This window comes from Dyella ginsengisoli (assembly GCF_044904665.1).
Classification (GTDB): domain Bacteria; phylum Pseudomonadota; class Gammaproteobacteria; order Xanthomonadales; family Rhodanobacteraceae; genus Dyella_A; species Dyella_A ginsengisoli.
The window spans coordinates 700926-722737 of sequence record NZ_JADIKM010000001.1 but is presented as its reverse complement, the minus strand read 5'-3'; the positions used below and the strand labels follow the sequence as shown (position 1 = coordinate 722737).

Below are 21812 nucleotides of genomic sequence, written 5' to 3'. Positions count from 1 at the left end.
AGGGCCGATCGAACCAATCGGCAACAGTCGCCCGTTGCGCTCGGCGGTTTGCCGGCACAGCCATTCACCCCGCGCACGCGCAGGGACCTGCCGCTACCGCAGGTAGCGGTTGTCTTGCAGAACCGTCGCCTGCGCGCCGTCGTCCACCTTGAGGTCACGCGTGCCGCGCGGCACCCGCTCGCCGGCAAGCGTCTGCATCGCCTGCTTGATCGCTTCGTGCAGGTAACGCGTGCCGTTGCGGCTGAACGTGTTGCCCGCAACGAGGCACGAGCGCACGTCCCTGCGCAGCATCGCTCCGCTCAGGCCGTTGTCGGCAATCGTGTTGCCGGCCAGGACCACCTGATGCGCGCCGCCGATCAGCACGCCGTAGCCGTGGTTGTCGCGGATCTCGCACTGCTCCAGCCGCAGTCGCGTGATGTTCGCGCCCGCCAGCTGGATGCCGCTGCCCTGGTTGCCGGTGATGGTGCAGCGGGAGATCGACACGTCCTCGGTACCCATCTTCAGGGTGCCGGGCTCCACATCGATGCCACATCCGGGGAGCGTGCCGCCGGTGCCGCTGAACTGGCAGTCGCGCACGGTGACCCGCCGTGACGAGGTAATGGAAAGTCCCTGTCGGCGATTGCCACGGCAGGTGACCCGCTCGATCACGATGTCGCTCGCCACCTTGATGGCGCGGCCGCGGGCGAAGATCGTGCCGATGCAGATACCGTCGCCCCAGCACGCCGAGACGTCGACATCGCGAATGCTCACGCCGCGTGCGCCGCTCACCGCAATGCCGTGGCCCCACTCGCCCTCGCTGCCCATATGCGCCGCCCGTTCGCCCACGATGCGCCCGCCGCGAATGCTTGCACCGTCCACGTCGCGGATCAGGATCACCGCATAGCGCTTGAGCGCGTTGGGCATGGCGAGCAGCTGTGCGTCCGCATCCATCACGAGTTGCGTGTGCGAGCGCAGGCGCACCGAGCGCGCGGCGTCGATCAGGTAGCGTCCGGACGGCACGCTCACGATGCCGCCCGATGCCGGCAGTGCATCGATCGCTGCCTGGAATGCCGCGGTGTCATCGTGCACTCCATCGCCCACGGCGCCGTGGCGGCGGACGTCGACCGACGGCATCGGCGTGGACGGCACCGCGGATGCAAGCGCGGCCGGCAGCACCGTCGCACTGGCCACGCGCGTCAGCAAGAACGCCGGCAGCGCCAGCGCGCAGGCCTGCCGCAGGAATTCCCGTCGGGGCGCGCACACCGCATTCCTCAGCGCCGGCCCGGTCATGCCGAGTCACCGCCATCCGCCTCCGCCCTGGCTCCATCGAACCGATGCAGCAGCCACGGCAGGAGGATCGCCAGCAGGTAGAACTTGGAGGCGAAATATTTGTTGTCGAACTGGTGGCGATAGCGCTCCAGCCACGCGGGGGCACCCGGCACCAGCGCACGCGTCTGGCCGGCCATCGTCCACACCTGATCGAACCGTTCGCGCGCCAGGCCGCAGATGTCGAAGCGGAACGAGCCCTTGGCCGCCACGTAGGGCAATGTGCCGAAGCGGCGCGCGATGTGCTTGCGCACCAGCACCTTGTTGACCCCGCCGGGACCGATCAGCTGCTCGTCCGGCACCTCGCGGAACACCCAGTCGCACAGCGGGCCATCGCAGTACGGGTAAACCACGCGCAGATCGAGTGCGCTGGCCACGTACATGCCCTTGGCAAACAGCGCCGGCTCCAGAATGGTGGCCGAGATGCGGCGCTGCGCCTCGGGCGTGCTGGCCGCATCGATGTCGGCACGGAAGGTTTCCAGCCGCTGGCGGGACAGCCAGGACAGCGGATGGCCCAGCAGTTGATCCACTTCCGCGTCGGTGAAGCGCGAGCCCGGATAGAAGCGCTCGAAGGGGTCCATCTGCAGCGTTCCCAGCACGTACGACATCCGGAAGCTGTCGCGCAGCACGGGCATGCGCAGCAGCGCGGCCGGCAATCGCACCCGCCGCGCCAGCGAGCCGAGCAGCTTCTGCTTGCCGTTGGGAGGCACGCCGAAGTAAGGGTCCGAGCCCAGGCCATCGATGATGCCGTCGCCGCCGCCCTGGGCGATGTCGGTGGCGAGATCGCAGTAGGAAAGCAGCGCGAAGTCTCCCGTGAGCAGCGGCATGCGCGGCACCAGCGCGAGATAGCGGTCGTAGGCGCGCCCGGGCTCGCAGGTCAGCGACTCGTGCCGCAGGCCGAGCTTCTGCGCGATCCGCCGCGCCGAGTCCACCTCGTTCTCTTCCTGCCCGCCCAGGTAGGTGATGCAGGTGGTGTGCCGCGCGACTTCGGACATCGCGATCGCCAGCGACGTGGAATCCTTGCCCCCGCTCTGCAGCAGGTACGGCGAGCGCATGCCCGCCGTGGAGCGCACCACCGCCTGGCCGAGCAGGCGATGGTAGGTGTCGATCAGCTGCTCGTCGTCGACCACGTCGGCGGATGGCCGCGTGACCGCCGCCGATTGCCGCTCGAAGTGAAACGCCGGCTCGTCATGCAGGTTCTGCTGCGGCGAGAAGCCGGTGGTCGCCAGCTTCACGTTGCGGAAAATCGAATGCGGCGGATAGACAAACGCGTTGCGCAGCAGATCGGCGATCGATACCGGATCGAGGTTCTCCACCTGTCCGGACACGCCGTGCACGGCAGAAAAATCCGCCTCACCCGCATGCGGGGATGCATTGATCTGTATGCGCTGCGGCGCCGTGCCAGTCGGCCCGTCGCGCTGCGTCTGTGCGAGGTAATCGTGAGATCTCATGTGCGCTTCCTGTTTCGCCACGCCGCCACCGTGGGCATGCGGCCCTTGTCGGGCTCCTGCGATGCACGCGCTGCCCGCAGCACTTGTTCGCCGTACCGCAACCGACCGGCCGTGCAAACCCCGGGTATGCGCCGAGCCATGTCGCTGGAAGCTGTTACGTGCATGTCCCTCCTCCCGGTCAGCGCGCGTGCGCAGGGGTTTCGGCCGAACCGATGCGGCTCAGCAGCCACGGCAGCATCACTGCCAGCAGGTAGAACTTGGATGCGAAGTACTTGTTGCCCAGCTGGTGGCGGTGTCGTTCCAGCCAGGCGGGCGCGCCGGGCATCAGCGCCCGCGCCTGCAGCGCAAAGTCGTGCACCTGATCGAAGCGCCCGGCGAGTCCGCAGACGTCGAAACGGAACGAGCCCTTGGCCCTCACGTAGGGCAGCTGCCGGAACTGCCGGGCGATATGCTGTCGCACCAGCACCTTGTTGACCCCACCCGGGCCGATCAGCAGGCGGTCGGGAACCTCGTGGAAGATCCATTCGCGCAGCACGGTGTCGCAATACGGATAGCCCAGCCGCAGGCCCGCCGCGTCGGCGGTATACATGCCCTTGCCGAAGGTGGCCGCTTCCACGATGGTCGCCGCCACGCGGCGCTGGGCCTCCAGCGTGGGCGCTGCGGCAATGTCTGCGCGGAACGTCTCCAGGCGCTGCCGGGATGCACCCGCCACCGGCAGGCAGAGCAGTTCATCCACTTCGCGATCGGTAAAGCGCGACCCCGGGAAGGACCGCTCGAAGCGGTCCATCTGCAGCGAGCCAAGCGCGTAAGAGAGCGGGAAATTGCGGCTGACCAGGGACGAATGAAGCACCCCTTCGGGCAGGCACAATCGCCGTGCCAGCACTACCCGCAGCAGCTGCGGCCAGCGCAGCGGCAGGCCGAAATAGGGATCGGAGCCGAGTGCATCGAGCACGCCATCGCCGCCGCTGCCGGCGATCTCGGTCACCAGGTCGGCGTAGGACAACATGGCGAAGTCGGCAGTGAGCAGCGGCATCTGCGGCACCATCGCCAGATAGCGGTCGTACGCGCGGCCCGGCTCGCACACCAGCGTCTCGTGACGCAGCCCGAGCTGGCGCGCGACGAAGCGCGCCGAGTCCACCTCGTTCTCCTCGCGGCCGCCCAGGTAGGTCACGCACGTCGCGTCGGGACGGGCCTCGGCCAGTGCCATCGCCATCGAGGTGGAATCCTTGCCCCCGCTCTGCAGCAGCCACGGCGTACGCATGTCCGCGCTGGCGCGGGTCACCGCCTCGCACAGCAGCCGGTGATAGCGCTCCACCAGCAAAGGGCAGTCGGCGTGCGCCATGTCCGGCCGCGCCGGCGCCGCCGAGGACTGGTAAGGGAAATGGAAGCGCGGTTGCGCGTGGAGATCCTGGCCCGGCTCGAAGCCGGAGATCGCTATCTTGACGTCGCTGTAGATCGAGTGCGGTGGATAGACGAAGGCGTTGCGCAGGAGATCGGCCATGGACACCAGGTCGATGGCGGCACTGCGCGGTCGATCCCGCAGCGGCGAGAAATCGATGCGGCGTCCATCAGCCGCGGCCATGAGCTGGATCGGGCCTGGCATGGCGGCATCCGGCGGCGGTATCCGCTCACTCACCCGGGGCACGCTCATATCAGCACCATGTGCAGCACGTAGTAGCAGAACACCCCGGCGGCCGGGATCAGCGCGAGGCGCAGCAGTAGCGGATGGCGCAAGGCCGGCAGGCGCGAATGGCAGGCCATGGCCGCCACGATGAACGAGGCGGCGACCCATGGCACCAGCAGATAGCGGTTGGAGTAATTGCCCCAGCCCACCGCCAGGAACGGCAGCACCATGGTCATGTAGACAGCGGCGCTCTGCTTGATGCGCTCGTCGAACGGCTCGCGCACCAGCCGCGAAGCGAGGAACGGCAGCAGGTACCAGAACAGCGAGAACACCGCGAAATCCAGCCGCACGCCCGCCCGGTACACCGCACCGGAGCTGTAGCTCATCACCGCGGTGTAGACCGCCGGCGCCGCGGCGCGCACCACCAGCATCGAGAGACCGGAGCAGTACGCCAGGAACCCGATGGCCGCCACGAGCCGCTGGGTGCGCAGCCTGAGCAGCAGCACCGGTGCAAAGCCGAGATAGATCAGCGACGAGTAGTGCAGGCTGCTGGCCAGCGCGCCGAGCACCACGAAACTGCGCCACTGGCGACGGTGGAAGGCCAGCAACGCAGCGAACACCAGCGGCGCCGCCAGCCCCTGCCGCACCGCGTTGATCGACGCGTTGACGAACATCGGCGAGACGAAAAGAAACACCAGGACCGCGCAGAGAAAGGTGAGGAACTCGCGCTGCGAGCCCAGGTAGTTGAAGTACTTCCTCGCCGCTACGACCGCGCCACCCAGCAGCACGGAGAACAGCGTGGCCTGGTAGCCCACCACGCTCATGCCAAGCAGGCTGCTCACGCGCGTGAGTGCCACGAAGCCGGGCTCGAAGCGCGTGTCGACCACGCCGTTGCGCATGGCCAGGAACACCCACGCGTAGATGTGCGTGTCCGTGCCCACATCGGTGGAGCGCAGGCTCACCACCGCGGCGGTCATCACCCAGGCAACGGCCACCAACAGCACGGTGACCACGGCGCGGGCGTTGGCCGCGGTGGAATCGCCAAAGTACGCCACGGTCGCCGGCGAGCTCACGAGACCTTCGTTCATGGCCATGGCGTCAGCTCCCCCGGCCGGCATCGCTGCCGGCGCGCCGGCGACGCAGGAAAGTCAGCACGTGGCGTCGCGCATAGCGCACCACCGAATAGGCGTGGGCGGCCAGCAGTTCGGCTCGACCCACCAGCCCCTGCGCGTACAGTGCTCGCCGCATGTCCCACGCCGCCGCGTGCATGGCGGCCAGATCGCCGCTGAGCCCGCCTTCGCCGAAGGGCTGCTTGTGCCACGACGCCAGCACCTGCTGGATCGTCACGCAGCGATAGCCTGACAGCAGGATCTGCCCCCACAGCAGCGCGTCCTCGGCACGTCGACGGCTCTCGTCGAAGCGGAACGGGAGGTCGCGACGCAGCATCACCGAGGCGGTGGGAAACCCGCTGCGCATGCGCAGCAGGCGCCGCGGCACCGCGGCAAGCCTGATCGGCAGAGTCACGGCGGGCGGCGGCGCCGAGCGCGGCTGCACGTTCATCTGATGCGCGATCATCGCGATGTGCGGATCCTGGTCGAGCGCCGCCATCTGCAGTTCGATCTTGCGCGGATGCCAGCTGTCGTCGGCGTCGATGAACGCGATCCACGGCTGGCGCGCCTGCTCCCACCCCTCGTTGCGGGCCGAGGACGGCCCGCCGTTGACGGACAAGGAAATGACCTTGACCCAGCCGGCTGGATAGCTGCGCGCCACTGCTTCCAGCGAGGCCAGCGTGTCATCGCCGCTGGCGTCGTCCACCAGCAGCACCTCGGCCGGCCGCAGGGTCTGCGCAGCCACCGATGCCACCGCGCCGGCAATGGTGCCGGCGCAGCGGAAACAGGGCACCACCACGCTGACTGGCGCCATCGGCACCACTGCGGCAGCGACGCGCGTGTCCACGGCGGGAGCGAGTTCGATCGGTCGCAGGCTGACGGCTTGGGAGTTCATGCGCGAGGGGCTGCTCTCAGTGAACCAGCTGTTCGGAGATGCGTGCCGCCGCGGCGCGCGCCATGGCCCGCAGTTCGTGCATGCGACGCGCCAGCGTGTCGCGCAAATGGCGCTCCTCCTGCACCAGCCAGTCCATCGCCTTGCGCAGGGAGATCGCCGAGACATCCGGCGTCTGCAGCACCATCTCCTCGCTGCCGAACAGGTCGCGGTTGATGCCGCGCGCCTTCACGCTGTAAGCGATGGAGATGGTCGGCACGCCGCTGGACAGCGCCGCGATGGTCGCGTGCGTACGCGCGCCGATGAAGAAATCCAGCTGGCTGATGACGTACTTGGTCTGCGCTGCATTGAAGTGGCCGGGCATCAGCGTCACCGCCCGGCCCAGGTCATCGAGCTGGTCGAGCAGCGGCGCCATGTAGTCCGAGTCGCCGCCGTGGCCGTCCTCGGTGAGCGGATTGACGTGCGGCACCAGCAGCACCCGCATGCCCAGCGCGCTGACCACGTGGCGAATGAAATCGCCGACCTCGGTCCGCAGGTCCTGACCCGGGCGGCGGTAGCGCTCGATGAGCGAGCTGACGTTGAGGCCGAGCACCCGACCGCTGCCTTCGGGCCAGAAGGCATCCAGCGCGACCGGCTCGGGAGCCAGCACGAAGGCGGGATCGGCCATCCGGATCACGTTGCTCAGGCCCAGCTTGCCGGTGAGGTACTCGTAGCTCACCGACTCGCGCGCCGCCACGTGCCGCATGCGCGCCAGGTGCCGGGCCATCGGAGCCATCAGGCCAGGCGCGCGATCGAACGGGCCCACCGAACCACCCCAGAGAATCACCGGCTTGCCCATGTCCATGGCATAGCGATCCACCGCCATTATGGGCGAGGGAATGCGGTAGTCGAGCGAGTAGTTGTCACCGCCGACGGCCAGCACGGCATCCACGCTGGCCAGGTCGTGACGCAGCCACGACGGCATCGGGAACGGCCAGCTCGCGCCCTGCAGCGAAGGCAGCGGCAGGCGCTGCAACTGCACCCAGTAACGCCCCTCCATCGGCAGATAGGCGCGCACGAAGCGCACCCCGCGGGCAGCCGCCTCGGGCCACTGGATCGCGTCGCGCTCGCTGTCGGTTGCGGGTACCAGCACCTCGACCTCGCCGAACTGCTCGGTGAGCAGATCCACGGTGCTGCGCACGATGGCCTCGCAGCCGCGATTGTCGAAAGTGCGTTGCCCGGAAAGATAAAAGCGCTTCATGCGTGGTCGTCCAGAAAGGTGAGAATGCTGTCCACGGGGCGGCGCGCCGAATAGCACACCTTGAGTTTTTCGCTGGCATAGCCGACCGCCATCATGGTGATGACGGTATGGGCGTCATCCAGCGCCACGACCCGGCGCAGGCGCCGGTCGTCGCGGGCACCGCGGCTCCAGTTGAGGAAGCACGAGGCCAGCCCCAGCGAGTGCAGGGCCAGCGCGAGCGACATGGCGAACATGCCGCCGTCCACCCAGTGCTGGAAGCGCTCGCCGTGGGTATCGAATGCGCGCAGGTCGGCGGTGATGATCAGCAGGCACGGCACCTCATGGCCGAACCCGCGGTTGCCGTTCTGCAGCGCCAGCGCGCGATCGATGCTGGCGCGCGAGTCCATCTGGTAGACGTGCCACGCCTGGCGGTTGCATACCGAGGGCGTGCGCATCGCCAGCCGGATGGCGCGCTGAAGCAGCTCGCGCGGCACCGCGGCAGGGCGGAAGTCGCGCACGGAATGACGCGAGAAGAAGAACTGCTCGGGGTCGTCCAGCCGCCCGGCGAGCAGCTCATCGACGCCGAGCTCGATCACCCCGCCCTCGGCCGACTGCTGCCGCACCTGCTGCAGGAATGCCTCCACCCGGCGCGCGGTTTCACCGCCGCCATCGGCGCTGGCGGCGAAGTCGCGCAGCACCTTGAGGCCGACCGTCTCGTGATAGCCCAGTCCAGCCGGCGCGGGCTCGCCGCGGCCCAGCAGGCGCAACAGGTTGTCGGCCGCCTCCCAGCCCGAACCCGCGCGCCGCTCGCGGAAGCTCAGGCTCTTTTCCAGCTGGTGATAGGTCTTCACCGCCTTGTAGTCGCGCCTGCGGTGGTCGGCATGCCCGCGCCATCCGCCGTAGCGCACGTAGCGCGAAAAATCGTAGGCGAACCCGTTGAACGCCCACAGCAGGTTGTGCAGCGGTCGAATGAAGCGCTTGAGGCGCGAGCCGAGCATCATGACGCGCGCTCCCGCGGTGGATGAAAGCGCTGCACACCGCCGTAGAGGGCCAGCAGCAGCACCGACTCGCCCACCACCGTCGCGATCGCCGCGCCGATTTCGTGGTGGGTGGGAATCAGCAGCACGTTGAGCACGATGACCACGAGCGCGCTCAAACCCATCGCGAACACGCGGTAGCGCATGTGCCGCTCGCTGAGCAGCGCCGAACCGACGCCGGTGGACATGAAGCGGATCGGCACGCACCACGCCAGCACCATCAGCACCGGCGTCACGGCCCGGTATTTTTCGCCGAACGCCAGCGGCACCGCCCATCGCGCCAAGAGGGCAACCAGGCCGCCGAGCACGATGCCGGCAACCAGCATGATCACGTTGCCGCGGCGATAGACGAGCCAGAACTTCTTCGGATCGTGCACCGCCCAGCGATGCTGCTTGGACAGCAGGTATTTCTGGAACACCGTGGACGGGATCAGGTAGATCGCCGTCATCACCGCCAGCGCGATGCCGAAGATGCCGGCCTGCACGTTGCCGTCGAAGTACTTCACCAGCACCGTGCTGATCTGGAAGAACACCGGATACAGCACCGCCGACAGGCCGAACGCCCACGCCTGCGACCAGACCGACCACGCGCGCGGTGCGTCGACATCACGGTGTACCCCGGCAGCGGGAGCGGCCGGACGCGGGCCGTGGCCGTGGAGCCTCATCTCGCCGCGCAGCATCGCCCACACCTGCGGTGTGGCCAGTGCCGCCACGCCGAGTGAGATGACGGCGAACCCGAACGCCACGAAGCGCCCGGCCAGCGTCGGCACCAGCATGAGCGCGATGGCCACCATCATCCGGCTGCCCGGGGTGGCCAGCTGCCACAGCGCCAGCGCCCCGTGGCGCTCCTCCAGCCGCAGCTTGGTGCTGATCAGCGATGCGGCAAGCACGCCCAGCACCACCGGCAGCAGGATCACCAGGGTCGAGGCGGCATCCGCCGGCGCACCCACGCCAGCCCACACGACCACGATCGACATCGTCAGCGCGGTGGTCACCGCGAGGAACCGCAGCGACGGCCGCAGCCAGCGATCGGCCGCCCAGCCCTCCGCGCCGTACACCTTCAGCCAGAACTGGGCGAGGCCGAAACCCGCCAGCGGCGCCACCATGGACACCATGGCCAGCGACGAGGTGAACAGGCCATAGCCGGCCGGCCCCAGCTCGCGGGCCAGCAGGGCCTGGGTGAGGAACGCCATGCCGGCACCGAGCGCGGTGGCAAACCACAGCAGCGAGATGGCACCCGCGGCGCGGTGCCAGCCCTGCGGCAGGTAGGTCATGGGCCAGCGTGACAAGAGAACCGATGCCATGGCTGGTCTACACCGTCGCCAGCGGGAGGACATCGAATGCCGTCAGGGGAGCATCGAGCGCCATCGAGGAAATGCGCAGCGAACGCCCGCGACCGATCCCGTAATACGCGATCCCGGCATGCTCCACCGCCTCGGGATCGTAGAGATTGCGACCGTCGAAGATCGCCGGTTCGCGCAATGCGTCGCGGATACGCGCCAGATCGGGGCTGCGGAAAAGTTTCCATTCGGTGATCACCGCCAGCACGTCCGCGCCCTCCAGCACCTGGTAGGGGTGATCGCAGATCACCAGGTCCGCGCGCTCGCCGCAGATTCGCCGTGCCTCGTCGCCCGCCTGCGGGTCATGCGCGCGCACCGTCGCGCCGGCATCCCACAGCGCCCGCATGAGGTAGAGGCTCGGCGCCTCGCGCATGTCGTCGGTATCGGGCTTGAAGGCCAGTCCCCACAGCGCCACCGTCCTGCCCTTGAGCTGGCCGGCGAAGTGGCGGCGGATCAGGTCGTACAGCTTGAGCTTCTGGGCATGGTTGACCGCCTCGACCGCACCCAGCACGAGCGGCTCGTAGGCGCGGCCGCGGGCCATGCGCCGCAGCGCCTGCACATCCTTGGGAAAGCACGAGCCGCCGTAGCCGGCCCCGGCGTAGATGAAGTGATGGCCGATGCGCGGGTCCGAACCGATGCCACGTCGCACCTGCTCGATGTCGGCACCGAGGCGCTCGGCGATGTTCGCCATCTCGTTCATGAAACTGATCTTGCTGGCGAGCATGGCGTTGGCCGCGTACTTGGTCAGCTCGGCCGACCGCGCGTCCATCACCAGGATGCGTTCGTGGTTGCGATTGAACGGCGCATACAGCGTGCGCAGCACCGCCAGCGCACGCGCGCTCTCGCTGCCGAGGATGATCCGCTCCGGGCGCAGGCAGTCCTCCACCGCCTCGCCTTCTTTCAGAAACTCGGGGTTGGAGACCACGTCGAACGGAACCACCGCGCCGCGGGCCGCCAGCTGCTCACTGATCGCCGCCCGCACCTGCTCGGCGGTGCCCACCGGCACGGTGGATTTGTTCACCACCACCACGTACTGCCTGATGTGCTGGCCGATGGTTCGTGCCACGGCCAGCACATGACTGAGGTCGGCACTGCCGTCCTCGCTCGGCGGCGTGCCCACGGCAATGAAGATCACCATGGCCGATGCCACGGCCGGGGCGGCATTGATCGTGAATCCAAGGTTTCCATTGGCCTGGTTGCGTCGCACCAGCGGCTCGAGCCCGGGCTCGTACAGCGGCACCTCGCCGCGCTTGAGCCGGGCAAGCTTGTCCATGTCGACGTCGACGCACGTCACTTCGTTGCCCATTTCCGCCAGGCATGCACCAGTGACCAGGCCGACATAGCCGGTTCCGAACAGGGTGACTTTCATCGTTGCGACCGCTCCGTGGTGTGGGGGTGGATGGCAGGCACGGGCTAGGCGCCCAGCGGGGCCGGGATCTCGGCCGGTGCGCTCGCGTAGGCGTAGTAGGCGTAGTAGCCAGCGGCGCGCTTCTCCACGGCGTTGAAGATGACGCCCTTGATCGGCACGCCGCTCTGCTCGAAGCGCTGCCTGGACAACCCCACCTCGCGCGCCTGGTTGAGACCGAACCGCACCACCATCAGGGCGGTGCCCACGTGATGGCCGATCACCGCTGCATCGGTCACCGCGAGGATCGGCGGCGTGTCGATGATGATCAGGTCGAAGCGCGACTTCAGCTTGTCCAGCAACGCCACGAAATTGGCGTGCATGAGCAGCTCGGAGGGGTTCGGCGGAACCTTGCCGCGCGCGATGAAGAACAGCTTGTTGACGCCCTCCACGTTGCGGATCGCGTGGGGCAGATCGATCTGGCCGCTGATCAGATCCGACAGGCCCTGCTCGGGCCGGCCACCCACCGACGCGTGCAGGCTGCCCTTGCGCATGTCCGCATCGATCAGCAGCACGCGCTGCCCGGCCTGCGCGATCACCACGGCCAGATTGGCCGCGACGAAGGTCTTGCCCGCCCCCGGGCTGGAGCTGCTGATCATCAGCAGGTTGTTCTTGGCTTCGAGGCGGGCGAAATGCAGGCTGGTGCGCAGGCTGCGCAGGGCTTCGGTGGCGATGTCGGCGGGCGCGCGCAGCGCCAGCAGGCGCTGACCGTAGCGCGGACGCCGACGGCTGCTGCGCAGCAACGCGCCTTCCATCAGTTCGCTGCGCGGAATGGACGCGTACACCGGCAATCCGAGCGCCTCGATGACCGCCGGGTCCTCGATGCCGCGCTTGAGCAGCTGGCGCAGGAAGACGAAGCCCACCGCGAGCGAGCCACCCAGCACCGTGCCGCCCAGCACCAGCAGGATCCGCCGCGGCCACACCGGCTTGGTCGTATCGGTCGCGGCGCGATCGATCACCCGCACGTTGCCCACCGTGCCGGCACGCGCGATATCCAGTTGCTGGGCCTGGTTGAGCAGGTTGGTATAGGTCTGGTTGCTCACCTGCACGTCGCGGGTGAGGCGCAGCAGTTGCTGCTGCGTGTCGGGCAACAGGCCGACCTGCTTCTGCAGCGCGCTTCGCTGACCCTCCAGCTGGCCGATCTGCTGCTGCAGCGCCTTGTAGGCGGGATGCTGCGGCGTGTAGCGGTGCTGCATGTCGCTCATCTGCATGTGCAACTGCTGCAGGCTGCTCTCGATGGAGACGATCTGATCGAGCAGTCCCTTGGTCTGCAGCGTGATGTCGACCGAGTGCGCCCGCGTCTGGAACGCATTCATCGCCTGCGTCGCCTGCTCCAGGTCCATGCGCACCTTGGGCAGCTGATCCTTGACGAACTTCAGGCTGCTGGCCGCTTCGGCCGAGTTGCGATCGACGTTCTGGCGCACGTACAGCGCGGTGACCTGGTCCAGCAGGTTGGTGGCCAGTTGCGGATCGGCGTTTTCGTAGGACACCTGGATGATGCCGGAGTCCTTGCCTTGCTCGGAGGCCATCAGGTTGCCCTGCAGCGCGGTGATCAATCCCAGCGATGCATGGCGCACCACGTCGAAGCGCGTGCCGGGGTTGGCCTGCAGGGCTTTCACCTGCATCTCGATGCCGCCGGCGGACGCCAGTTCCCCGACGCGACCGGAGAGCAGCATGTTGCCGTCATCGTCGGTCAGCGTGTAGGCGCCGCGCTGGCCGGCCACCAGATGCAGCGGCGTGTCGAGCAGGCTCGCCGGTACGTCCAACTGGAAGATGTCGAGCGTCGAGCCGCCCCAGTCGTAACGGTTCATGCCGGCCATGGGAGCGGCCACCGCCCCGGGATGGTCTGGCGTGTAATGGCGCGCGAGGTAGGCACCGACCACCGGGAAGTGCTCGGGCTCGGCGTCCACTTCCAGGCCCAGGTTGTGCACGGCCTGGCCCACGACGGAGCGCGAGGTGAGCAGCGCGATCTCGGTCACCGCCTGCGACGTAGAGGTGCCGAGCGTCTGGGCCAGATCGTCCAGACCGGGCAGGCCCGGCATCTTCTGCTCGACCTGCACGATGGCGCTGGCGCGGTAGATGGGCGTGGCCAGCAAGGCATAACCGACACTCGCCACGGTGAACAGCCCGGTGACGGCGATGATCAGCCACTTGTGGTCGAGCAGGGTGCCGAGGATGGCGCGCAGGTCGATGTCGTCATCGCGCGGAGAGAACGTCTGGCGAGTAGTCATGGAGGCCGTTCCAGAGAGTATGAGTAGGGTTCACAGGTAGCGCAGCCAACTGGCGACGCCTCGCTCGATCAGGGTGTAGACGTGTTCGAACGCTTGTCGCGACTGCAGGTAGGGGTCCGGCACGTCGCCGGCATCGAGCCATCGCCTCAACAAGAACAACTTGCCGCTGGCTTCCGGAGCCAGCCTTGCCGCCGCGTGCACGTGCCGGCGTTCCATCGCCAGCACCAGATCGGCATCCCGCAACATCGCCGGCTCGACCTGCCTTGCCCGATGCGTCGAGGCGTCGATGCCACGCTCGTGCAGCAGCGCCGTGGCGTGCCGGTCCGCCGGATGCCCCACCAGCGCACCGAACCCCGCGCTGGTCACCTGCACGCTCCGGCCAGCAAGCCGATCGCGCAGCAGGAACTCCGCGATCGGACTGCGACAGACATTGCCCACACACACGATCAAGATGCGATTGAACACGTACCGAAGCGCCCCCGCGCAGTCCCTTGTGGGCCGATGCGAAATCCGTGGCATGGCCCCTGAAAAAGGCATTTTTCCATTCGAAATCGGGCCGGCACTTGTCAAACATCAATTGAATGCCAAAAAAATGACCGGAAGCTTGGCAATGGCAACTCCAAAAGCACGTCAAGTGCAACTTCGGAAATAGACGCCAATTTCACGAATATGCAAAAAAAGTTTGTCACGCGTGATTGTTGCGACACTCGAGACTGTCTTCTTGAGAGATACACACTCGTGTGTTGACGCCAGGTGATCCAGATCAAACCGGCAGGTGTCAGCCACTGTTACTCATTGTTACAAACAGTTACAAAAATCATCTCATTCGAAACGCGGTCAGGAATGGCTTGAAACAAAGCCTCGCACGGATCACTGGCGAATCAAGCGTCTTTCACACACGTGAAGACGCAATTCATCCGCACGCACGTTTTGTTCACAAAAAAACGGTGATATCGCGCGCCTACTTGCGCCGCGTCAATAACGCATCACAAATCGGCTTTTATATTGCCGCACAGTGCATGGAAGCCATGTAACGAGGGTGTTTCCAATAGGCATCCGGCCGAATGATGGCCGCCGCCATTGGAATGAATGATGTTCGCGTGACTCGCCTGAAAGCGGGGAGATTCTATTTACCGTCATGCCTCGCCTGAGGCAGGACCAACTTTTGCCTGAATCAAGGCATCGCCATAGAAGGCCACGGTCATGAAAAGTCATTGGTTTGCAGGAATTGCGCTTTCGATGCTGCTGCTCACCGGCTGCGCCATCGCGCCCGGGCAGCATTTGACTCCGGACTCGATCACCAGCGACGACGCGCCGGAAAGCGGCCACGTGCAGATGGTGCAGATCACGCCGGAGCTGGTCTCCAGCGCGGTGACCGATGCGTCCGGCCACGCAGTGCCTGCCGAGTTGCTCAGTTACCAGCCCGAGTCCTATCAGATAGGACCGGGCGACACGCTCTACATCACGGTGTGGGACCACCCGGAACTCACCTCACCGGCCGGTTCGCAACAGCAGACGGTCCCAAATGGCCGCCTGGTCCGTCCGGATGGGACGCTCTTCTATCCCTACGTCGGCACCATCAAGGCCGCGGGCATGGACGTGGAGGAGCTGCGCAAGGAAATAAGCACGAAGCTGGCGCGCTACGTGGACGATCCGCAGGTGGATGTGAATGTGGTCGGCTACGGCAGCCAGCGCATCACGCTCGGCGGCGCCTTCACGAAAACGGATCCTCAGTCGATCGACTCGGTACCGATGACTCTGGCGCAGGTCGTCGGCAGCGCCGGCGTGGACACTGCCCAAGCCGACCTTTCGGACCTGGTGCTGACGCGCGACGGCAAGGACTACCACCTGGATCTCAACGCTTCCGGCAGTGCCGAGGGAGCGATCCGGGGGATCTACCTCAAGCCCGGTGACCGCCTGTTCCTGCCCTACAACGACAATCGCGAGGTCTACGTCATGGGCGAGGTGATCCGGCCCCAGGCCATCACCTTCAAGACCGCCCAGCTGACCCTGACCCAGGTGATCGGTCGCGCCGGCGGGCTGAATCCGGTGACTTCCAATGGCAAGGCGGTCTATGTCATTCGCGGCGTCGCCAACCTGATGCAGGAGCCCGCCACGGTCTACCACCTCAACGCCCGCTCTCCCGCCGCCTTCGCTCTGGCGGACAACTTCAGGATCCACGCCGGTGACGTGGTGTGGGTCGGACCGGCCGGTGTCACGCGGTGGAACCGCGTCCTCAGCCAGCTGTTGCCGCTGTCCGGCATCGTGGGCAATGCGGCTTTGACCAACCAGCGGCTGGGCAACTGACCGGCTGACGGGCCGGATTCTTGACGGATCGAGGCGCCTGCCATGGGTTGGCAAGGCGCCATCGGACGCCCCGCCCGCGGCACCGGAAGCTCCACTGCACGGCGGGGACGGCTGGTGCAGGCGTGAGCGCCTGCCGCGGGTGGTGGCGACCCGGTTGATCCGGTTCACCGCGGGCGGCCTAGGCTCGCCAGGCGGGGGCACGCTGCCGCTCGACGCGCGTTGAATGCATCGCCGCGCCGGCCGTCGCATCCCGCGCCGCTCGCGGATGGCGCCCGCCGGCGGCTTGGCGACCGCTGCCGGACCCTTCAAGATAGGCGGCATGTTGAAACCCATCCAACTCGGCATCGTCGGCCTCGGCTATGTCGGGCTCCCGCTGGCCGTCGAGTTCGGGCGTCGTCTGTCGACGCTCGGCTTTGACGTGAACGAGGCTCGCGTCGACGAGTTGCGTCAGGGCATCGACCACACGCACGAAACCACGCCCGCCGAGATCTACGCGGCGACCGAACTGCGCCTGAGCAGCGATCCTTCCGCGCTGGCCGACTGCAACGTGTTCATCGTCACCGTGCCCACGCCGGTGGACGAGGCGAACCGGCCCGACCTCACGCCGCTGGAGCAGGCCAGCGCCACCATCGGTGGCGTGCTCAAGCGTGGCGACATCGTGATCTACGAATCGACCGTGTATCCGGGCACCACCGAGGAAGTGTGCGTGCCGGTGCTGGAGCGCGTCTCGGGCCTGCGCTTCAACGTGGATTTCTTCTGCGGCTACAGCCCGGAGCGGATCAACCCCGGCGATCGCCAGCACCGCCTCGCCACGATCACCAAGATCACCTCCGGCTCCACGCCCGAGGTCGCCGAGGTCGTCGACGCGCTGTACCGGCGCATCATCACCGCCGGCACGCACAAGGCACCCAGCATCAAGGTGGCCGAGGCGGCCAAGGTGATCGAGAACACCCAGCGCGACGTCAACATCGCGCTGATCAACGAGCTGGCGATGATCTTCAACACCATGGGCATCGACACCCAGGACGTGCTGGACGCCGCAGGCACCAAGTGGAACTTCCTGCCGTTCCGGCCCGGGCTGGTCGGCGGCCACTGCATCGGGGTGGATCCGTACTACCTCACGCACAAGGCGACGGTGCTGGGCTACCACCCGGAGCTGATCCTGGCCGCGCGGCGCATCAACAGCCGCATGGGCCTGCACGTGGCGCACCAGGTCATGCGCCTCATGGCGAACAAGCGCATTCACGTGGTGGGCTCGCGCATCCTGGTGCTGGGCCTCACCTTCAAGGAAAACTGTCCGGACCTGCGCAACACCCGTGTGGTGGAGATCGTGCGCGAGCTGGAAGCGGCGCACGCCACGGTGGACGTCTACGACCCCTGGGCCGACGCCGACGAAGCCGAGCGCAAGCTCGGCCTGAGGCCGATCGAACAGCCTGCCGTCGACAGCTACGACGCCATCGTGCTCACCGTGGCGCACCAGCAGTTCGTCGCGATGGACGCGGCCGCCATCCGCGCCTGGGGCCGCGAAGCCTGCGCCCTGTTCGACATCAAGAGCGTGCTGCCGCCGGGGCTCGCCGACGCGCGACTCTAGGAGCCTGTCGGGCCTTGGTGGTCGAGGCGAAAATACGGCTGTGCGAGGACAGATTTTCGACGATTCGCTGACCCATAGTGGTTCTATAGGCCAAGAAGCGGCGGAAACATGGACCACGGAGCCTGATTTGCAGCGCGGCCGACCAAAGTCCGACAGGCTCCTAGGCGAGGCGCACCTCGCCCTCGACCACCGCGACGGCAACCCGGTGCAACTCCTGACCGCGACATGGCCCGCCGATGCACCAGCCGGTGGACGCGGTGAAGCTGGCACCGTGGGCAGCGCAGATCAGCGCGCCCTTGCTGATCAGGAACTTGCCCGGCGCCCAGTCCAGCCGGCGCCCCGCGTGCGGACAGATGTTGAGGTAGGCGTGCACGGCGGCACCTTGTCGCAGCACGATCAGGCTCTCCGGGCCGTCAGGCAGCACCGCATCGACGGCAATCGCCTCGCCGTCGGGAATATCGTCCAGCCGGCAGAGCGGGAGGGCGGTCTCGTTTCTATCCATCGGCACTTGTCTCGGAGGCACGCAGGCCTCATCGTTGCACGCGTAAGTCGTTGATTTTACCACACGGATTTTTAACACATGCGCTTCGTCCTGCCCGCTCCACGTCGTGCCCGCCACCCGCTGGTCCGCGCTCTTTCGATGCTACTCGGCCTCGCCGTGGTGGGCGTCTTGCTGGTGTTCGGACTGGCCGTCGCCGGTGTGCTGCTGGTCGGCGGCGTGCTGCTGCTGGCGGTCCGCCAGTGGAAGTTGCGCGCCAGTCCCTCGGCCGCGCGCGCCGCGCATCGCTCGCAGACGCTGGAAGGCGAATTCGTGGTGCTGCACGAAGGCCGTCGCGCCGCGCATTGATTGCGCCTTGCGCGGTGACGCGCAAGATCCGGATGGCCCGCTCCGCGCTGCGCCACTAGCCTGAGCGCATCCTCTCGCGGATGCCGCCATGACCAAGCCCACCACCGATACCGCCCTCGAGCGCATCCGCGCGCGGATCGAGCAGTGCGATGCGCTGCCGACGCTGGCCGAACTGGCGGCCACCGCGGGCCTGAGTGCCACCCACCTGCAGCGCGCGTTCCGTCGCCGCTACGGTGTCAGCCCGTCCGAGTACCACCGCGCCCGGCGCTTCGACCAACTGCGCCAGTCCCTGCGTGAGGGCAGCGCGGTAACCGATGCGGTCTACGACGCCGGCTTCGGCTCCGCCAGCCGCGTCTACGAGCACAGCGATCGCCTGCTTGGCATGACGCCTGCCAGCTACCGCGCCGGCGGCGCCGGCGCCAGCATCCGCTACACCATCACCGCCACGCCGCTGGGACAGCTGCTGGTCGCTGCAACCACGCGCGGTCTGTGCGCCGTGTCGCTCGGCGACGACGAGGCCTCGCTGCAGGCGCGGCTGGCGCAGGAGTTTCCCCGTGCCGAGCGCGAGCGCGTCGACGCCGGCCGCGAGGAATGGCTGGACGCCGTGGTCGGCCGCATTGCGCACGAACTGGGCTGGAGCGATGCCGAGGCGCCAGCGCTGCCGCCGATCGACGTGGCCGCCACTGCCTTCCAGTGGCGGGTGTGGCAGGCGCTCACCCGCATTCCCGAGGGCAGCACGCGCAGCTACGGCGAACTGGCCAGCGAGCTGGGCATGCCCAAGGCGGCCCGCGCCATTGGCCAGGCCTGTGGCAGCAATCGTCTGGCGCTGATCGTGCCCTGCCACCGCGTGGTGCGCGAGGACGGCTCGCCCGGCGGTTGGCGCTGGGGCGTGGAGCGCAAGGTACAGCTGCTTGCCCGCGAACACGCCGCGACGCTCCCTCGCGATGCCAGCGTCGCCCCTCGTGCGGCGCGCCGCGCTCGCGGATAATGGCGCGCTCTCCCCCGCGCGATTCCCCACGCATGTCCCTGCCAGCTTCCGCGTCCGCCGCACGCGGCCCCGTCGACGAGCGCGTGATGATTCCGCTCGCCCTGCTCGCGCTCTACGTGATCTGGGGCTCGACCTATCTCGGCATCCGCTACGCGCTGGAAAGTTATCCGCCGTTCCTGCTCGCCGGCGTGCGCTTTCTCGGCGCGGGCGTGCTGCTCTACGGCTTCCTGCGCATGCGTGGACTGGCCGCACCGACCGCACGGCAGTGGCGCAATGCGGCGTTCACCGGCGTACTGCTGCTCGGTTTCGGCAACGGCCTGGTGTGCTTTGCCGAGCAGCGCGTGAGCTCGGGCATCGCCGCCGTGGCGGTCGCCAGCATGCCGCTGTTCGCCGCGCTGTTCGCCGGCATGTACGGCCAGTGGTCGACGCGGCGCGAGACGGTGGGTCTGCTGATCGGATTCGCCGGCGTGGTGGTGCTGAACCTGGGCGCCGGCCTGTCCGGCTCACGCATCGGCGCGCTGGCGCTGATCACCGCGGCGATGTGCTGGGCGTTCGGCTCGGCGTGGAGCCGCCGCCAGGACATGCCCGCCGGCCCCATGAACACCGCCGCGCAGATGCTCTGCGCCAGCGTGGCCCTGCTAGGCGTGGGCTATGCCGGTGGCGAGCACCTGCCGGACCACCCGACCGTTCGCGCCACCGCAGCGGTGGCCTACCTCGCCCTGTTCGGCTCCATCGTGGCCTTCAGCGCGTATCTCTACGTGCTCAAGCACGCGCGCCCCGCCGTGGCCACCAGCTACGCCTATGTGAACCCGCCCGTCGCCGTGCTGTTCGGGGTGCTGTTCGCCGGCGAGCATGTGGGCCCGTTCGATCTGGCCGGCATGGCGGTGATCCTGCTCGGCGTGGGGGTGATCACCCTGGCGCGGCAGAAGCGCAGCGCCTGACGCCTGACGCTGCTCCACCTTGGTCGGCTTGCCGGCCTCGGCACGCGCGCGCCACCATGCCCGCTTCCACCGATGGAGCCCGAGGCATGTCCACGACGAATGAAGGTCTGCTGGCGCGCGCGGCCCTGCGCAGCGCAGCGTGGTCGGAGAAATGGTTTCCCGATGCGTGGGTGTTTGCGGCGCTGGGCGTGGTGATCGTGGCGCTGTCGGTGCTGGGCACGGGCGGCACGCCGGTGGCGACGGTGAACGCCTTCGGCGACGGATTCTGGAGCCTGATCCCGTTCACCATGCAGATGGCGTTCGTGGTGATCGGCGGCTACGTGCTGGCCACCGCACCGGTGGTGGCGCGATTGATCGACGCGCTGGCGCGGGTGCCGCGCTCGGGACGCGGCGCCGTGGTCTACGTGGGGCTGGTCAGCATGCTGGCCTCGTTGCTGAGCTGGGGTTTTTCGCTGGTGTTCGGCGGCCTGCTGGTGCGCGCACTGGCAAGGCGCAACGACCTGAGGATGGACTATCGCGCTGCGGGCGCAGCGGCGTATCTCGGACTGGGCGCGGTGTGGGCGATGGGACTTTCATCCTCGGCCGCGCAGCTACAGGCCAACCCGAAAAGCATGCCGCCGGGGCTGCTCGACATCACCGGCGTCCTGCCCTTCACCCAGACGATCTTCCTGTGGCAGTCGATCGTGCTCACCGCGGCGCTGACCGCCGTGTCGCTGCTGATCTGCTGGTTCACCGCACCGTCGGACGCCAATGCCCGCGTGGCGCAGGACTTCGGCGTGAGCGAGGCGCCGCTGCCCGCGCTGCCGCCGCGCACCCGCCCCGGCGAATGGCTGGAATACAGCCCGCTGCTGGCCGTGCTGATCGGCGCACTGGGCCTGGGCTGGCTCGGTTACCAGTTCGCCACCCGGCCGGCGATCACCGTGGTGGCCGACCTCAACGCCTACAACTTCCTGTTCCTCACGCTCGGCCTGCTGCTGCACTGGCGCCCGCGCAGCTTTCTCGATGCGGTGGCGCGCGCCGTGCCGAGCACGGCCGGCGTGCTGATCCAGTTTCCGCTGTACGGCGGCATCGCCGCGCTGCTGACCAAGGCCACCGGCGCGGACGGCCAGACGCTGGCGCACCATCTGTCCGGCCTGTTCGTGCGCGTCGCCTCCACCGACAGCTTCCCTGCAGTGATGGGCGCGTACTCGGCCGTGCTCGGCTTCTTCGTGCCGTCCGGCGGCGGCAAGTGGCTGGTGGAAGCGCCCTACGTGATGCAGGCGGCGAACGACCTGCACGTGCACCTGGGCTGGGCCGTGCAGGTCTACAACGCCGCCGAGGCGCTGCCCAACCTGATCAACCCGTTCTGGATGCTGCCGCTGCTGGGCGTGCTCGGCTTGAAGGCCCGCGACGTGGTCGGCTACACCTTCATGCAGCTCGTGGTGCACGTGCCCCTGGTACTGGGACTGCTGTGGCTGCTGGGCATGACGCTGACCTACGTGCCGCCGGTCATGCCGTAGGAGCGAGGAGTGAGGAACGAGAAGTG

General features: G+C 67.7%; 19 protein-coding genes. 7 read left to right on the top strand and 12 right to left on the bottom strand.

Translation table 11 applies throughout. The features are described from left to right. Positions 1–93: 93 nt before the first annotated feature. From ISP17_RS03285 to ISP17_RS03235, 11 genes are all read right to left on the bottom strand, one after another. Complete coding sequence (locus tag ISP17_RS03285; RefSeq protein WP_404630083.1) at positions 94–1269, bottom strand: right-handed parallel beta-helix repeat-containing protein; 1176 nt, start codon at positions 1267–1269, stop codon at positions 94–96. Then, positions 1266–2756 (bottom strand): asparagine synthase-related protein, encoded by a 1491-nt coding sequence (locus ISP17_RS03280; protein ID WP_404630082.1) that lies wholly within the window; start codon positions 2754–2756, stop codon positions 1266–1268. The genes ISP17_RS03285 and ISP17_RS03280 overlap by 4 nt, the downstream gene beginning before the upstream one ends. A 178-nt stretch (positions 2757–2934) precedes the next feature. Next, positions 2935–4359, bottom strand: a complete 1425-nt coding sequence (locus ISP17_RS03275; RefSeq protein WP_404630081.1) for an asparagine synthase-related protein — start codon at positions 4357–4359, stop codon at positions 2935–2937. A 44-nt stretch (positions 4360–4403) separates the two neighbouring features. Beyond that, on the bottom strand, positions 4404–5468 hold the full coding sequence (locus ISP17_RS03270) for an EpsG family protein (RefSeq protein ID WP_404630080.1): 1065 nt from the start codon (positions 5466–5468) through the stop codon (positions 4404–4406). Between the two features lie 10 nt (positions 5469–5478). Next, positions 5479–6384 carry a glycosyltransferase family 2 protein gene (locus ISP17_RS03265; RefSeq protein ID WP_404630079.1) on the bottom strand — a complete coding sequence of 302 codons (906 nt, stop codon included), beginning with the start codon at positions 6382–6384 and terminating at the stop codon, positions 5479–5481. Positions 6385–6400: 16 nt separating this feature from the next. Continuing rightward, the gene (locus ISP17_RS03260; protein ID WP_404630078.1) at positions 6401–7621 is read right to left on the bottom strand and encodes a polysaccharide pyruvyl transferase family protein; all 1221 of its coding nucleotides are present in this window, start codon (positions 7619–7621) and stop codon (positions 6401–6403) included. Continuing rightward, positions 7618–8601, bottom strand: coding sequence for a nitroreductase family protein (locus tag ISP17_RS03255; protein ID WP_404630077.1), 984 nt, complete (start codon positions 8599–8601; stop codon positions 7618–7620). Before ISP17_RS03255 ends, ISP17_RS03260 begins: the two co-directional genes overlap by 4 nt. After that, positions 8598–9911 carry an MATE family efflux transporter gene (locus ISP17_RS03250; RefSeq protein WP_404630076.1) on the bottom strand — a complete coding sequence of 438 codons (1314 nt, stop codon included), beginning with the start codon at positions 9909–9911 and terminating at the stop codon, positions 8598–8600. The genes ISP17_RS03255 and ISP17_RS03250 overlap by 4 nt, the downstream gene beginning before the upstream one ends. 37 nt (positions 9912–9948) lie before the next feature. Continuing rightward, positions 9949–11346 (bottom strand): UDP-glucose dehydrogenase family protein, encoded by a 1398-nt coding sequence (locus ISP17_RS03245; protein WP_404630075.1) that lies wholly within the window; start codon positions 11344–11346, stop codon positions 9949–9951. 44 nt (positions 11347–11390) lie between these two features. Continuing rightward, positions 11391–13613, bottom strand: a complete 2223-nt coding sequence (locus tag ISP17_RS03240; protein ID WP_404630074.1) for a polysaccharide biosynthesis tyrosine autokinase — start codon at positions 13611–13613, stop codon at positions 11391–11393. A 30-nt stretch (positions 13614–13643) separates the two neighbouring features. Then, the gene (locus tag ISP17_RS03235) at positions 13644–14078 is read right to left on the bottom strand and encodes a low molecular weight protein-tyrosine-phosphatase (protein WP_404630073.1); all 435 of its coding nucleotides are present in this window, start codon (positions 14076–14078) and stop codon (positions 13644–13646) included. Between the two features lie 383 nt (positions 14079–14461). On the opposite strand from ISP17_RS03235, the gene ISP17_RS03230 reads away from it, so the two are divergent. From ISP17_RS03230 to ISP17_RS03220, 3 genes are all read left to right on the top strand, one after another. Further along, positions 14462–14647 carry a hypothetical protein gene (locus tag ISP17_RS03230; RefSeq protein ID WP_404630072.1) on the top strand — a complete coding sequence of 62 codons (186 nt, stop codon included), beginning with the start codon at positions 14462–14464 and terminating at the stop codon, positions 14645–14647. Positions 14648–14852: 205 nt separating this feature from the next. After that, positions 14853–15920, top strand: a complete 1068-nt coding sequence (locus tag ISP17_RS03225; RefSeq protein ID WP_404630071.1) for a polysaccharide biosynthesis/export family protein — start codon at positions 14853–14855, stop codon at positions 15918–15920. Between the two features lie 319 nt (positions 15921–16239). Continuing rightward, entirely contained in the window at positions 16240–17511 is a 1272-nt protein-coding gene (locus ISP17_RS03220; protein WP_404630070.1) for a nucleotide sugar dehydrogenase, read from the top strand. Between the two features lie 160 nt (positions 17512–17671). Here the strand turns inward: ISP17_RS03220 and ISP17_RS03215 are convergent, their stop codons facing one another. After that, positions 17672–18013, bottom strand: coding sequence for a Rieske (2Fe-2S) protein (locus ISP17_RS03215; RefSeq protein ID WP_404630069.1), 342 nt, complete (start codon positions 18011–18013; stop codon positions 17672–17674). A gap of 78 nt (positions 18014–18091) precedes the next feature. Here ISP17_RS03215 and ISP17_RS03210 point away from each other — a divergent pair, with 78 nt between their 5' ends. From ISP17_RS03210 to ISP17_RS03195, 4 genes are all read left to right on the top strand, one after another. After that, on the top strand, positions 18092–18358 hold the full coding sequence (locus tag ISP17_RS03210) for a hypothetical protein (RefSeq protein ID WP_404630068.1): 267 nt from the start codon (positions 18092–18094) through the stop codon (positions 18356–18358). A gap of 88 nt (positions 18359–18446) precedes the next feature. Further along, the gene (locus ISP17_RS03205; protein ID WP_404630067.1) at positions 18447–19346 is read left to right on the top strand and encodes a methylated-DNA--[protein]-cysteine S-methyltransferase; all 900 of its coding nucleotides are present in this window, start codon (positions 18447–18449) and stop codon (positions 19344–19346) included. Between the two features lie 32 nt (positions 19347–19378). Next, positions 19379–20287, top strand: a complete 909-nt coding sequence (gene yedA / locus ISP17_RS03200; RefSeq protein WP_404630066.1) for a drug/metabolite exporter YedA — start codon at positions 19379–19381, stop codon at positions 20285–20287. Between the two features lie 86 nt (positions 20288–20373). Then, complete coding sequence (locus ISP17_RS03195) at positions 20374–21786, top strand: short-chain fatty acid transporter (protein ID WP_404630065.1); 1413 nt, start codon at positions 20374–20376, stop codon at positions 21784–21786. Positions 21787–21812: the final 26 nt, after the last annotated feature.